The sequence below is a fragment of the Nocardioides flavescens genome (assembly GCF_009823805.1).
In the GTDB taxonomy this organism is placed as follows: domain Bacteria; phylum Actinomycetota; class Actinomycetes; order Propionibacteriales; family Nocardioidaceae; genus Nocardioides; species Nocardioides flavescens.
On the sequence record NZ_WUEK01000006.1, the window covers coordinates 280376 to 293689 of the forward strand.

11 protein-coding genes are annotated in these 13314 nt (G+C 71.7%); 7 read left to right on the top strand and 4 right to left on the bottom strand.

The features are described from left to right. The coding region (locus tag GRQ65_RS22775) for an integrase core domain-containing protein (protein ID WP_237448138.1) at window positions 1-313 on the top strand (313 nt) is incomplete at its 5' end. A gap of 40 nt (window positions 314-353) precedes the next feature. Here GRQ65_RS22775 and GRQ65_RS12045 read toward each other — a convergent pair. Next, window positions 354-1478, bottom strand: coding sequence for a citrate synthase 2 (locus GRQ65_RS12045; protein WP_160878194.1), 1125 nt, complete (start codon window positions 1476-1478; stop codon window positions 354-356). 50 nt (window positions 1479-1528) lie between these two features. Between GRQ65_RS12045 and pdxH the strand changes: the two genes are divergently transcribed. The 6 genes from pdxH (at window position 1529) to GRQ65_RS12075 (ending at window position 9454) form a co-directional block, all read left to right on the top strand. Continuing rightward, on the top strand, window positions 1529-2197 hold the full coding sequence (gene pdxH, locus GRQ65_RS12050) for a pyridoxamine 5'-phosphate oxidase (RefSeq protein ID WP_337191675.1): 669 nt from the start codon (window positions 1529-1531) through the stop codon (window positions 2195-2197). A 232-nt stretch (window positions 2198-2429) separates the two neighbouring features. After that, entirely contained in the window at window positions 2430-3074 is a 645-nt protein-coding gene (locus GRQ65_RS12055) for a TetR family transcriptional regulator (RefSeq protein WP_202387973.1), read from the top strand. Further along, a complete protein-coding gene (locus tag GRQ65_RS12060) occupies window positions 3071-4816 on the top strand; it encodes an ABC transporter ATP-binding protein (protein ID WP_160878195.1) in 1746 nt (581 codons plus the stop codon). The genes GRQ65_RS12055 and GRQ65_RS12060 overlap by 4 nt, the downstream gene beginning before the upstream one ends. Continuing rightward, complete coding sequence (locus tag GRQ65_RS12065; protein WP_439331860.1) at window positions 4813-6723, top strand: ABC transporter ATP-binding protein; 1911 nt, start codon at window positions 4813-4815, stop codon at window positions 6721-6723. The genes GRQ65_RS12060 and GRQ65_RS12065 overlap by 4 nt, the downstream gene beginning before the upstream one ends. A gap of 506 nt (window positions 6724-7229) precedes the next feature. After that, window positions 7230-9011, top strand: coding sequence for an MDR family MFS transporter (locus GRQ65_RS12070; RefSeq protein WP_337191676.1), 1782 nt, complete (start codon window positions 7230-7232; stop codon window positions 9009-9011). After that, window positions 9008-9454 (top strand): MarR family transcriptional regulator, encoded by a 447-nt coding sequence (locus tag GRQ65_RS12075; RefSeq protein WP_160878196.1) that lies wholly within the window; start codon window positions 9008-9010, stop codon window positions 9452-9454. Before GRQ65_RS12070 ends, GRQ65_RS12075 begins: the two co-directional genes overlap by 4 nt. A 3-nt stretch (window positions 9455-9457) precedes the next feature. Here GRQ65_RS12075 and GRQ65_RS12080 read toward each other — a convergent pair whose 3' ends face one another. The 3 genes from GRQ65_RS12080 to GRQ65_RS12090 all read right to left on the bottom strand — a co-directional run bounded on the left by GRQ65_RS12080 (window position 9458) and on the right by GRQ65_RS12090 (window position 13309). After that, a complete protein-coding gene (locus GRQ65_RS12080) occupies window positions 9458-11086 on the bottom strand; it encodes a glycoside hydrolase family 13 protein (RefSeq protein ID WP_160878197.1) in 1629 nt (542 codons plus the stop codon). 130 nt (window positions 11087-11216) lie between these two features. Continuing rightward, the gene (locus GRQ65_RS12085; RefSeq protein WP_160878198.1) at window positions 11217-11945 is read right to left on the bottom strand and encodes a hypothetical protein; all 729 of its coding nucleotides are present in this window, start codon (window positions 11943-11945) and stop codon (window positions 11217-11219) included. Next, window positions 11942-13309, bottom strand: a complete 1368-nt coding sequence (locus GRQ65_RS12090) for a cryptochrome/photolyase family protein (RefSeq protein ID WP_337191677.1) — start codon at window positions 13307-13309, stop codon at window positions 11942-11944. Before GRQ65_RS12090 ends, GRQ65_RS12085 begins: the two co-directional genes overlap by 4 nt. Between the last annotated feature and the right edge of the window lie 5 nt (window positions 13310-13314).

The window sequence follows — 13314 nt, forward strand, 5'->3', positions numbered from 1 at the left end:
CACCGTCGAACGCGTGCTGTCCGACAACGGCTCGGCCTACAAGTCACACCACTGGCGCGCGGTGTGCGCCGAGCTCGGCATCACACCCAAACGCACCCGCCCCTACCGGCCCCAGACCAACGGCAAGATCGAACGCTTCCACCGCACCCTCGCCGAGGGATGGGCCTTCAAGAAGTTCTACTCCTCCGAGACCGCCCGCCTCGCCGCCCTGCCAGCATGGGTCCACCACTACAACCACCACCGGCCCCACACAGCCATCGGCAAGGTCCCACCCATCACCCGGTTGACCAACCTGGCTGGACACCACAGCTAGCGACCGTCTCGAAACCACTCTCGGTGAGACGGGCGAGCTCTCAGCCGGCCCAGCTCGCGTCCCAGCCCTCGACCTCGTCGGCGGAGCGGGCGGCGGGACCGGTGTAGACGGCGGAGGGGCGGATCAGGCGGCCGGTGCGCTTCTGCTCGAGGATGTGGGCCGACCAGCCGCCGGTGCGGGCGCAGGTGAACATCGAGGTGAACATGGTCGAGGGCACCTCGGCGTAGTCGAGGACGATGGCCGCCCAGAACTCCACATTGGTCTCGAGCACGCGGTCGGGGCGTCGGGCGCGCAGCTCGGCGAGCGCGGCCTTCTCGAGCGCCTCGGCGACCTCGTAGCGCGGGGCGTCGAGCTCGCGCGCCGTACGGCGGAGCACGCGGGCGCGGGGGTCCTCGGCGCGGTAGACGCGGTGACCGAAGCCCATCAGCCGCTCGCCCTGGTCGAGCAGGCCCTTGACGTAGGCCTCGGCGTCGCCGGACTTCTCGACCTCCTCGATCATCGTCAGCACGCGGGCGGGGGCGCCGCCGTGCAGCGGGCCGCTCATCGCGCCGATCGCACCGGAGAACGCCGCCGCGACGTCGGCGCCGGTCGAGGTGATGACGCGGGCGGTGAAGGTCGAAGCGTTCATGCCGTGCTCGGCGGCCGAGGACCAGTAGGCGTCGATCGCGTGGGCGTGCTTGGGGTCGGCCTCGCCCTTCCAGCGGATCAGGAACTTCTCGGCCAGTGTGCGGCCCTCGTCGACGGTCTTCTGCGGCACGACGGGCGCGTGCAGCCCGCGAGCCGACTGCGCGGCGTACGACAGCACCATGACGGCGAGCCGGCCGATGTCCTCGCGGGCCTGCTCGTCGCTGATGTCGTAGGTCTGGCGGAAGCCGAACGCCGGCGCGAGCATCGCGACCGCGGCCTGCACGTCGACGCGCACGTCGCCGGTGTGGACGGGCAGGTTGTAGGGCTCGGCGGGGGAGAGGCCGGGGGTGTAGGCGCCGTCGATGAGCAGGCCCCAGACGTTCTCGAACGGCACGCGGCCGACGATGTCCTCGATGTCGACGCCGCGGTAGCGCAGCGCCGACCCCTCCTTGTCCGGCTCGGCGATCTGGGTCTCGAACGCGACGACACCCTCCAGACCGTGGTGGACCTCGACCGTTGCAGCACCCTCGTCCGTCATGTTCGGCATTGTGCACCAGGCCCTCCGGCGGTGGTGGGTACGGTCGAGGGGTGGCTGAGGACTCGCTGACCGAGGTGCTCCGTGCGGCGCGGGAGGACTACTCCCGCGGTGGGCTCGCCGAGGCGGACCTGCTCGACGACCCGATCGCGATGTTCGAGCGGTGGTACGACGAGGCGGTGGCCGCCGGCATCCACGAGCCCAACGCCGTGGTCGTCGCGACCGCGACCCCCGAGGGCGTGCCGTCGTCGCGGATCGTGCTCCTCAAGGGGGTCTCCGCGGACGGGTTCGTCTTCTACACCAACCTCACCTCGCGCAAGGGCCGCGAGCTCGCCGCCAACCCGGCGGTCTCACTGCTCTTCCCCTGGCACCCGCTCGAGCGCCAGGTGCGCGTCGACGGCACCGCGACCCCGCTGCCGCGCGAAGCCGTCGACGACTACTTCGCGGTGCGCCCGCGCGGCTCGCAGCTCGGGGCGTGGGCCTCGCACCAGTCGAGCGTCGTCTCCGGCCGTGAGGCCCTCGCGGCGTCGTACGACGAGGCGCAGGCGCGGTTCGAGGGCGCCGACGTGCCGACGCCCGAGGAGTGGGGCGGGTACGTCGTACGACCCGAGGCGGTGGAGTTCTGGCAGGGCCGACCCAGCCGGATGCACGACCGGCTCGTCTACAGGCGCGCCGAGGCCGACGCGGGATCGGGCTGGACCACGGAGCGCCTCGCCCCCTGACGTGCGCCGACCCGGCGCATCATGCTGTTCCCCGGGCGCCGACCCGGCGCAGAGTGCCGCTCTGCGGGCGTCGAGCCGGCGTGAACTGCTGAGCCACCCGGCAGCACTTCGCGCCGGGTCGGCGCGCACCGAGCAGCACTTCGCGCCGGGTCGGCGCGCATCCAGCAGCACTTCACGCCGGGTCGGCGGAACCACGTTGTGAGTGAGTGCTCACTCATCTAGCCTCGGACGGGTGAGCACGACAGACGACACCCAGGTGCGCCCGGCACGGCGACGGGCGCGGCCGATGTCGCCGGACGAGCGGCGCGAGGCGCTGGTGCACGTGACGCTGGACCTGCTGCGCCAGCACGGGCTGGGCATCACGACGCGGCAGATCGCGGAGGCGGCGGGGGTCGCCGAGGGCACGATCTTCCGGGTCGTGGAGTCCAAGGACGAGCTCGTCGAGGCGGCGATCGCCAAGGCGTTCGCGCCCGGTGACCTGGCGGCGCGGCTGGAGGAGATCGACCCCGCGCTGCCGCTGCGCGAGAAGCTGCTGCGGCTCGTGTCGGTGATGCAGCAGCGGTTCCGGGCGACGTTCGGGCTGATGGAGCGCATCGGGATGGTGCGCCCGCCCGACCACCTGCACGACAGCGAGGGGGCGGACCGGTTCCGGGCCTGGCTCGCCGAGCGGATCACCGAGATCGTCGGCGACGACGCGGCGCGGCTGCGGGTGCCGGTCGACGAGTTCGTGCACCTGCTGCGGCTGCTCACCTTCGCGGGCAGTCACCGGCACATCGCCGACGGGCGGCTGCTCACCCCCGAGCAGGTCGTCGACACCGTGCTCGTCGGCACGCTGGCCGGGCCGCGCGCAGACACGACCGAGGAGGACGCACGATGAACCTGCTGAGATTGCTGCGCACCCACCTGGCGCCGTACCGCACCTGGCTGGTCGCGATCGTGGCGCTCCAGTTCGTGAGCACCGCGGCGATGCTCTACCTCCCCAGCCTCAACGCCGACATCATCGACCGCGGCGTCGCGGTCGGCGACACCGACGAGATCGTGCGCCTCGGCGTGGTGATGCTCGCGATCTCGCTTGCCCAGATCGTCTGCTCGGTCGCGGCGGTGGCGTGCTCGGCGCGCACCGCGATGTCGTTCGGTCGCGACCTGCGGGCCGCGGTCTTCCATCGGGTCGGGTCGTTCTCCAACCGCGAGATCGGCCAGTTCGGCACGCCCTCGCTGATCACCCGCGGCACCAACGACGTGCAGCAGGTGCAGATGCTGACGCTGATGGCCTGCACGCTCGGCGCGACGGTGCCGATCATGATGGTCGGCGGCATCGTCATGGCGATGCGCGAGGACCTCGGCCTGTCATGGCTGCTGGCCATCGTCGTGCCCGCGCTCTTCGTCTCGGTCGGGCTGGTCGTGTCGCAGATGGTGCCGAACTTCCGGCTCGTCCAGACCCGCATCGACGAGGTCAACCGGGTCCTGCGCGAGCAGATCAGCGGCATCCGAGTGGTCCGCGCGTTCGTCCGCGAGCCCTACGAGACCGAGCGGTTCGCGCGCGCCAACGACGGGCTCACCGAGGTGTCGGTGCGCGCCGGGCGGTGGCTGGCCACGATGTTCCCGCTGGTGATGCTCGTCGTGAACGTCAGCAGCGTCGCCGTCATCTGGTACGGCGGGCACCGCGTCAACGACGGCGAGATGCAGGTCGGTGCGCTCACGGCGTTCCTGTCCTACCTGATGCAGATCCTGATGAGCGTGATGATGGGGACCTTCATGCTGATGATGGTGCCCCGCTCGGCGGTGTGCGCCGACCGCATCACCGAGGTGCTCGCGACCCGCTCGAGCGTGGTGCCGCCGACCGACGGCGTCACCGACCCGGCCGCGCTCACCGGCCGCGGGCAGCTCGACCTCGAGGGGGTCTCGTTCACCTACCCGGGCGCCGAGTCGCCGGTGCTGAGCGACGTCTCCTTCGGCGCCCGCCCGGGCCAGACGGTCGCGATCATCGGCTCCACCGGGTCGGGCAAGTCGACCCTCGTCGGCCTGGTGCCGCGGCTCTTCGACGCCACCGCCGGCACCGTGCGGGTCGACGGCGTCGACGTGCGCGACCTCGACCCCGAGCTGCTGTGGTCACGCATCGGTCTCGTGCCCCAGAAGGCGTTCCTCTTCAGCGGCACGGTGCGCAGCAACCTGCTCCACGGCAAGCCCGACGCCACCGAGGACGAGCTCTGGCACGCCCTCGAGGTCGCCCAGGCCCGCGACTTCGTCGAGCAGATGCCCGAGGGCCTCGACACCCCCGTCTCGCAGGGAGGTACGACGGTCAGCGGTGGCCAGCGCCAGCGCCTCGCCATCGCGCGGGCGCTGATCCGCCGCCCGGAGATCTACCTCTTCGACGACTCGTTCTCGGCGCTCGACCTCTCGACCGACGCGCGGCTGCGGGCCGCCCTGCGCCCCGAGACCCGTGACGCCACGGTCGTGGTCGTCGCCCAGCGGGTCTCCACCATCCGTGACGCCGACCTGATCCTCGTGCTCGAGGACGGCCGGATCGTCGCGCGCGGCACCCACGAGGAGCTGCTCGCCGACGACTCGACGTACCAGGAGATCGTCGCCTCGCAGCAGCTGGCCGAGGAGGCCGCATGAGCACCGACACCCAGCCCCAGACCCCACCGCAGGGCAAGGCCGGGGCGCCCAAGACCCTGGCCACCACCGAGCGCATCCAGGGCGGGCCGGGCGGACCCGGGCGCGGCCCGATGGGCGGCGGCATGGTCGCGCAGAAGGCGATGAGCTTCGGGCCGTCCGCCAAGCGGCTGGTGCGCCGGATGGGCCCCGAGCGCCACCGCGCGATCGCCGTGGTGGTGCTCGCCGTCGTCAGCGTCGTGCTGCTGGCCTACGGGCCCCGCCTGCTCGGCCACGCCACCGACCTGGTCTTCGACGCCTTCCTGGCCCGTCGGCCGGTCGACTTCGACGCGGTGCGCACGGTGCTGCTCCAAGTGCTCGGGGTGTACGTCGCGGGCTCGGTGCTGAGCTGGCTGCAGGGCTACCTGCTCAACGACGTCGTGCAGGGCACGGTGCGCCGGATGCGCGCCGAGGTCGAGGACAAGCTCAACGCCCTGCCGCTGGAGTACTTCGACCGCCAGCCGCGCGGTGAGCTGATGAGCCGGGTCACCAACGACATCGACAACGTCAGCCAGAGCCTGCAGCAGACGATGAGCCAGCTGCTCACCTCCGTGCTCACGGTCGTCGCGGTGCTGGCGATGATGGTGTCGATCTCGCCGCTGCTGGCGCTGATCGCGCTGGTCTCGGTGCCGCTCGCGATGCTGCTGACCCAGGCGATCATGAAGCGCTCGCAGGGCCAGTTCGTCGCCCAGTGGCGGCGCACGGGCCGGCTCAACGCCCACATCGAGGAGACCTTCTCGGGCCACTCGCTGGTCAACGTCTTCGGCCGCCGTGCCGAGGTGGAGCGCACCTTCGCGGAGGAGAACGACGGGCTCTACCTGGCGTCGTTCCGCGCCCAGTTCGTGAGCGGACTGATCATGCCGACGATGATGTTCATCGGGAACCTCAACTACGTCGTCATCGCGGTCGTCGGTGGCATCCGCGTCGCCCACGGCTCGCTGACCCTCGGCGAGGTCCAGGCCTTCGCGCAGTACTCCCGCCAGTTCACCCAGCCGCTCACCACGGTCGCCTCGATGGCCAACCTGCTGCAGTCGGGCGTCGCCTCGGCCGAGCGGGTCTTCGAGCTTCTCGACGCCGAGGAGCAGGTGCCGTCGGTGACCACGCCGCCGCCCGCCGGGTGGCGCGAGGAGGGCCGCGGCGAGGTCCGCTTCGAGCACGTCGCGTTCTCCTACGACCCCGACGAGCCGCTGATCACCGACCTGTCGCTGGTCGCGCGACCCGGCCAGACGGTGGCGATCGTGGGACCGACCGGTGCGGGCAAGACCACGCTGGTCAACCTCGTGATGCGCTTCTACGAGCTCGACGGCGGCCGGATCACCCTGGACGGCACCGACATCACCGCGCTGTCGCGCGCCGACCTGCGCGGCCGGATCGGGATGGTGCTGCAGGACACCTGGCTCTTCCAGGGCACGATCCGCGACAACATCCGCTACGGCCGCCCCGACGCGACCGACGAGGAGCTGCTCGAGGCCGCTCGGGCGACGTTCGTCGACCGGTTCGTGCGCTCGCTGCCCGAGGGCTACGACACCGTCGTCGAGGAGGACGGCGCCAACCTGTCGGCCGGCGAGCGTCAGCTGATCACCATCGCGCGGGCGTTCCTCGCCGACCCGTCGCTGCTGATCCTCGACGAGGCCACCAGCTCCGTCGACACCCGCACCGAGCTGCTCCTGCAGCAGGCGATGGCGGCGCTGCGCACCGACCGGACGTCGTTCGTCATCGCCCACCGGCTGTCCACCATCCGCGATGCCGACCTCATCCTGGTGATGGAGGCCGGGCGGATCGTCGAGCAGGGCGACCACGCCGCGCTCGTCGCGGCCGACGGGGCGTACGCGCGACTGCACCGCTCGCAGTTCGGCGGTGCTGTGGAGTGAGGGTGGTTCCGAGACAGGACTTCGTCCTTCCTCAACCACCGGTGCCGGTGCCGCTGCCGGTGGTTGAGGAGGCGCGCCAGCGCCGTCTCGAAACCACTCGCCCTCACCCGGAAATGTGTTGTGACCCCCGCGGGGCCGACCTACGCTCGTCGTACACGGGAAAGGAGGTGGTCCGAAGAATGTTTTCTTCCAGGACGCGTGAGGTGGCTGCTCGCTAGTAGCCCAGCATGACGGGAGGGGGCGATCCTCCCGGGCTGCTGGCAATCCACCGCAGTCACCCGACCCGCAGGCGCACCGGGCACGTCCCCCGGTCCGGTCCCTCCACAGGGGCCACGCCTGCGGGTCGTTCCCGTTCCGGGCCGTTCGCAATTCGGGTCGCGCAGCGAGGCGTGACACGCCTCTCACCAGGGAACTGTTGTCTCAGGCAACCAACCGGGAACAAAGTTGATCCCGACAACCTTTGACTGGTTGTAGCTTCCCGCACCACGAGCAAGGACGTGTTCGACGTGACCCAGACCAGCAACCCACCAGCTCGCACCGAGCCGGACCTCGCGACGCAGGACGAGGCGCCCGTCGAGGCCTCCGGCGAGATGACGCACCGCGAGATCCTGGAGGCCCTCTCGGGCCTGCTGCTCGCGATGTTCGTCGCGATGCTCTCCAGCACCGTCGTGACCAACGCGCTGCCGCGCATCGTCTCCGACCTGGAGGGCAGCCAGACCGGCTACACCTGGGTCGTCGTGGCGACGCTGCTCGCGATGACGGCGACGACGCCGATCTGGGGCAAGCTCGCCGACCTGTTCAGCAAGAAGCTGCTGGTGCAGACGGCGCTCGTGATCTACACGATCGGATCCCTGATCGCCGCGCTCGCGCCGAGCATGGAGGTCCTGATCGGGGCCCGTGTGGTCCAGGGGCTCGGGGTCGGCGGTCTCACCGCGCTCGTCCAGGTCGTCATCGCGAGCATGGTCAGCCCGCGTGAGCGCGGCCGCTACTCCGGCTACATCGGTGCCGTCTTCGCCCTCGCGACCGTCTCGGGCCCGCTCATCGGCGGCGTCATCGTGGACTCGCCGCTGGGCTGGCGCGGCACCTTCTTCGTCGGTCTGCCGATCGCCGTCGCGGCGTTCGTCGTGCTGCAGTTCAAGCTGCACCTGCCCGTGGTCAAGCGCCACGTCGACATCGACTACCTCGGCGCCACCCTCATCATCGGCGGCGTGAGCATCCTGCTGATCTGGGTCTCGCTCGCCGGCAACCAGTTCGACTGGCTCTCCGCCACCACCGCGGTCATGGTCGCCGCCGGCGTCCTCGTCATCGCCGCCGCGCTGTACGTCGAGGCGCGGGTCGCCAAGGACCCGATCATCCCGCTGCGCCTGTTCAAGGACCGCACCACCTCGCTGGCCACGGCGGCCTCGATCCTCATCGGCGTCTCGATGTTCGGTGCGACCGTCTACCTCAGCGAGTACTTCCAGAACGCCCGCGGCATGACCCCGACCGAGGCCGGCCTGATGTCGGTCTCCATGGTGGGCGGTCTGCTGGTCTCGAGCATCGTGACCGGTCGCATCATCAGCAACACCGGTCTGTGGAAGCGCTACCTGGTCGGCGGCATGGTGCTCGTCGTCGTCGGGCTGGGCTTGCTCGGCACCATCGACGCCGAGACCCCGCTCGTCGAGGTCGGTGCGTTCATGGCGATCCTCGGCCTCGGGCTGGGCGCCACGATGCAGAACCTCGTGCTCGCCGTGCAGAACAACACCGCCCAGGCCGACATGGGCGCGGCCTCCTCGGTGGTCGCGTTCTTCCGCTCGCTCGGCGGCTCGATCGGCGTCTCCGCCCTGGGCGCGCTGCTGAGTCACCAGGTGGCGCAGAAGGTCAGCGACGGCCTCGCCGCGATGGGTGTCGACGCCGGCCACTCGACCGGCTCCATCCCCGACCTGTCCTCGCTGCCCGCGCCGGTGCGCGAGCTCTACGAGACGTCGTTCGGCTCGGCCACCGGTCACCTGTTCCTGGTCGCGGCGCCGTTCGCCCTGCTCGCCTTCGTCTGCATCCTCTTCATCCGCGAGGTGCCGCTGCGCACCACCATCGACACCGAGCCGCAGGCGGTCGCCGGCGGCGCCGCGGCCGAGGCGGACTCCGAGACCGCTGCGGGCACGAACGGCTCGGTCCAGGACAGCGCCGAGCACGGTGCGCACGTCGGCCGCCCGGTCGTCGAGGTCACCGGCGCCCACGTCGCCGAAGGTGGCAAGCACGCCGGCACCCCTCAGGATGAGGGCGTGGCCACCACTGCGAGCTCCCGGTGAACGACCGCGCCGACTCCCTGCGCGTGCTCGAGCGCGAGGTCGCCGTCCTGATCCGCCGCATCAAGCGGGTCATCGGCGAGCGCGCCCGGGCCGTGCACGAGGACCTGCAGCCGGCGTCGTACCTCATGCTGGCGTGGCTGGCTGACGAGGGGCCGGTGCGGGCCTCCTCGATGGTCGAGAGCTTCGCCATCGACAAGGGTGCGATCAGCCGGCAGCTGCAGCACCTCGGTGAGCTCGGCCTGGTCGAGCGCACGCCCGACCCCGACGACGGCCGCGCCAGCCTCGTCGCCGCGAGCGACGAGGCCCGGCGCCGCCTCGCCGACGTGGCCGAGCACCGCCGCAAGTGGCTAGACGAGCGCCTCGGCGACTGGACCGCCGAGGACCTCTCGTCGTTCGCCGCCTCGCTGCAGCGCTACAACGAGACGCTCAACGCCCAGCCCTGAGCCTCAGGCCCGCAGCCACACCGCAGCGTCCGCCGGCAGCAGCCGGCCCTCGAGCTCCTCGCTCGCGACGACCACGTCGCCGGCGGGGAGCTCGACGGCGTCCTGACCTGCGTTCAGCACGACGGTGAGGTCGCCGCGGGTGAACGCCAGCACGTCGTCACCGGCGTCGAGCAGTTCGACGGTCTCCGGGGCGGGCAGGGCGTGGGCGCGGCGGGCGGCCAGCGCGGCGCGGTAGAACTCCAGCGTCGAGCCCTCGACGCCCTCCTCGGCGGCGACGGTCAGCCCCGCCCAGGCGGCCGGCTGCGGCAGCCACGGCTGTCCCGCGCCCGGGCCGAAGCCGAACGGCGGCTCCTCGCCCGACCACGGCATCGGCACCCGGCAGCCGTCGCGCCACTCGGTGCCGGTGCGGAACCACGCCGGGTCCTGGCGCTGCTCGGGCGGCACGTCGGCGTTCTCGAGGCCGAGCTCCTCGCCCTGGTAGAGGTAGGCCGACCCGGGCAGGGCCAGCATCGCGAGCGTCGCGGCCCGGGCGCGGCGCAGACCGAGCTCGCCCCCGCCGTAGCGCGTGGCGTGGCGGATCACGTCGTGGTTGCTGAGCACCCAGGTCGGCGAGGCGTCGACCTCGCTCAGCTGCTCGAGCGTGCTGGTGACGACCTCGGCGAACGCCGGCGCCGACCACGGGGCGAGCAGCCAGGCGAAGTTGAAGGCCTGGCTCATCTCGTCGGGCCGCACGAAGCGCGCCATCGACTCCGGCGTCTGGGTCCACGCCTCGGCGACCGTCATCCGGTCGCCGGCGTACTCCGCGAGCACGCCGTGCCAGCGGCGGTAGACGTCGTGCACCTCGGGCTGGTCCCACATCGGCTCGTCGCGCAGGGTGCGCTCGACCATCGAGTGCTGGTTGTCCGCCTGGGCCTGGCCGCTGGTGTCGACGCCGGAGCCGAGCCGCTCGCCGGCCTCGACGACCTGGTCGCGCAGGCTCTCCTCCTTGAGCAGGCCGTGCGCGACGTCGACCCGGAACCCGTCGACGCCGCGGTCGAGCCAGAAGCGCAGGACGCCCTCGAACATGTCGCCGACCTCGGGGTTGCGCCAGTCGAAGTCGGGCTGGGTGGAGTCGAAGAGGTGGAGGTACCACTGCCCGTCCTCGACGCGGGTCCACGCGGGACCGCCGAAGACCGACTGCCAGTTGTTGGGCGGCTCCTCGCCGTGCCCGCCCTTGCCCTCGCGGAACAGGTAGCGCGCCCGCTCCGGGCTGCCCGGACCGGCGGCGAGCGCGGCCTGGAACCACACGTGCTCGTCCGAGCTGTGGTTGGGCACGAGATCGACGATGATCTTGAGCCCGAGGTCGTGGGCCGTCGCGATGAGCCTGTCCGCGTCGGCGAGGCTGCCGAAGAGCGGGTCGACGTCCTCGTAGTCCGCGACGTCGTAGCCGTGGTCGTGCTGCGGTGAGGTGTAGAACGGCGTCAGCCAGACCGCGTCGACGCCCAGGTCGCGCAGGTAGGGCAGCCTGGCCGTGATGCCCGGCAGGTCGCCGACGCCGTCACCGTCGCTGTCGGCGAAGGAGCGGACGTAGACCTGGTAGGTCACCGCGTGCCGCCACCAGACGTCGTTCTTTGGATCGTTCAAATCCGGCATGCGGTCCAGCCTACGAGAGGCCGGCGTGAGCGGCGGAATCCCAGCATCTGCTGGTACTGCCAACGTTCTGGGGTGTTGCAACACCCCAGAACGTCGGTGATCCCAGCAGATGCTGGGATTCCGACACCCCTCAGGCGAACGCGGAGGCGGGGACGTCGATCCAGACCTGCTCGGCGGTGCCGAGGAGCTCGCCGTCGGCCGTGAGGAGCGAGGTGGCGGTCGAGGTGCGCCGGCCGTGGCGGCCCCGGGCCTCGCCGACGACGACGTGGGGCTCGCCCTCGACCGGGAGCCGGTCGACGCGGGCCGTCATGGTGCCGAGCACCATCAGCCGCTCGCCGATGTCGGCGGCCCAGGCGCCCGGGCAGTCCATCGCCGCCCAGGCGAGCGCGGTGGTGCCGGGCTCGGTCGGTGTCCAGACCGCGGCCGAGCGACCGGCCTCGCCCGGCACGACCGGGCCGGCGAAGACGCGCAGCCCGTCGCCGGGCTCGCGGCCGGTGCCGCAGACCACGCAGGTGGGGAACGGGTGCTCGGTGAGCCCGGGGTAGCGCGCCGCTGCCTCGGTGGCGACGTCGAGGCTCACCGGCTCGACGGGAGCCGGCTCGTGGTCGGTCTCGGTGGCGCGGAGCACCTCGATCGGCTCGCCCTCCGGTCCGGCGTAAGACGCGACGAGTGCGCCGCCCGCCTCGGCCACCGTCATCGCGACGTCCATCGCGACGTCGAGCGGGGGCGGGGCGGAGAGACGGACGGTGACGGTGCTCCAGGGCGCGAGGTCGGCGAGCGCGCCGGCCGACCAGCCGCCGTTGCCGGAGCGCGGCGGACCGCAGAAGCGGGAGGGGACGACCAGGGTCGAGGGGGTCACTTCTTGATCCTCTCGTAGCGGTCGAGCGCCTCCCGTCGCTCCTCGGCGTGGTCGACGATCATCGCGGGGTAGCCCACCGCTTCGCGCACCTCGTCGCTCGGCTCGTGGGGGTCGGGCACCTGGTCGGGGTCGGACAGCTCCTCGACCCAGGTGCGGACGTACTCCCCGTCCTTGTCGAACTTGCGGCCCTGCCCGGTCGGGTTGAAGACGCGGAAGAACGGCGAGGCGTCGGTGCCGGAGCCCGCGGTCCACTGCCAGCCGTGGTTGTTGGAGGCCAGGTCGCCGTCGACCAGCCAGTGCAGGAAGTGCCGCGCGCCGTGCTGCCACTCGACGTGGAGGTCCTTGACCAGGAAGCTCGCGGTGATCATCCGCAGCCGGTTGTGCATCCAGCCGGTCGCCCGCAGCTGGCGCATCCCGGCGTCGACGATGGGGAAGCCGGTGCGGCCCTCCTGCCACGCCTCGAACGCCTCGCCCGGGTCGTCGTAGTCCATCTTCGCGAAGTCGGGCTGGTAGTACTCCCGCGCGGAGTCGGGACGCTGGAAGAGGACGTCGGCGTAGAAGTCGCGCCAGGCGATCTCCTTGCGGTAGGTCTCGGCGCCCTTGGAGCGCTTGCCCGACACCGCCTTCAGGACGGTGCGCGGATGGAGCTCGCCGTACTTCAGGTGCACCGAGATCCGCGAGGTGCCCTGGACGCCGGGCAGGTTGCGGTCGCGGTCGTAGTCCTCGACCTTGTCGAGGAACTCCTCCAGCGTCCGCCGGGCCGCCGCCTCCCCGGCCTCCGGCAGGTCGAGGCCGGCCGGCAGCCGCGGGTCGGGGATGTCGGTGGTGCCGTCGTCGAGGGTGAGCCACGAGCCCTTCGTCGCGGCCTTCGTCGGGGCGTCGACGGGGTCGCGCCAACCGTGGTCGAACCACGCCCGGCTGAACGGCGTGTAGACCTTGTAGGGCTTGCCGCTGCCGTTCTTGATCCGGTCCGGGGCGACGGCGTACGGCGAGCCGGTGCGGACGAGCTCGATGTCCGCGCCGCCGAGCGCCTCCTCCACGTCGAGGTCGCGCTGGTGGCCGTAGGGGCCGTAGTCGGCCGCGACGTGGACGCGCTCGGCGCCGACGGCCTTCGCCGCCTGGACGACCCGGTTGACCGGCTTGCCGCGCACCACCTGCAGCGCCGCGCCGAGGTCGCCGAGCTGGGCGTCGAGGTCGCGCAGGGAGGCCGCGAGGTACGCGCGGCGCGACGGTCCGGCGGGGCCCCACAGCACGGGGTCCAGCACGAAGAGCGGCAGCACCTCGCCCTCGTCGAGGGCCTGGCGCAGCGCCGGGTTGTCCGAGAGGCGCAGGTCGCGCCGGAACCACATCACACTCGCGCCCACGGCTG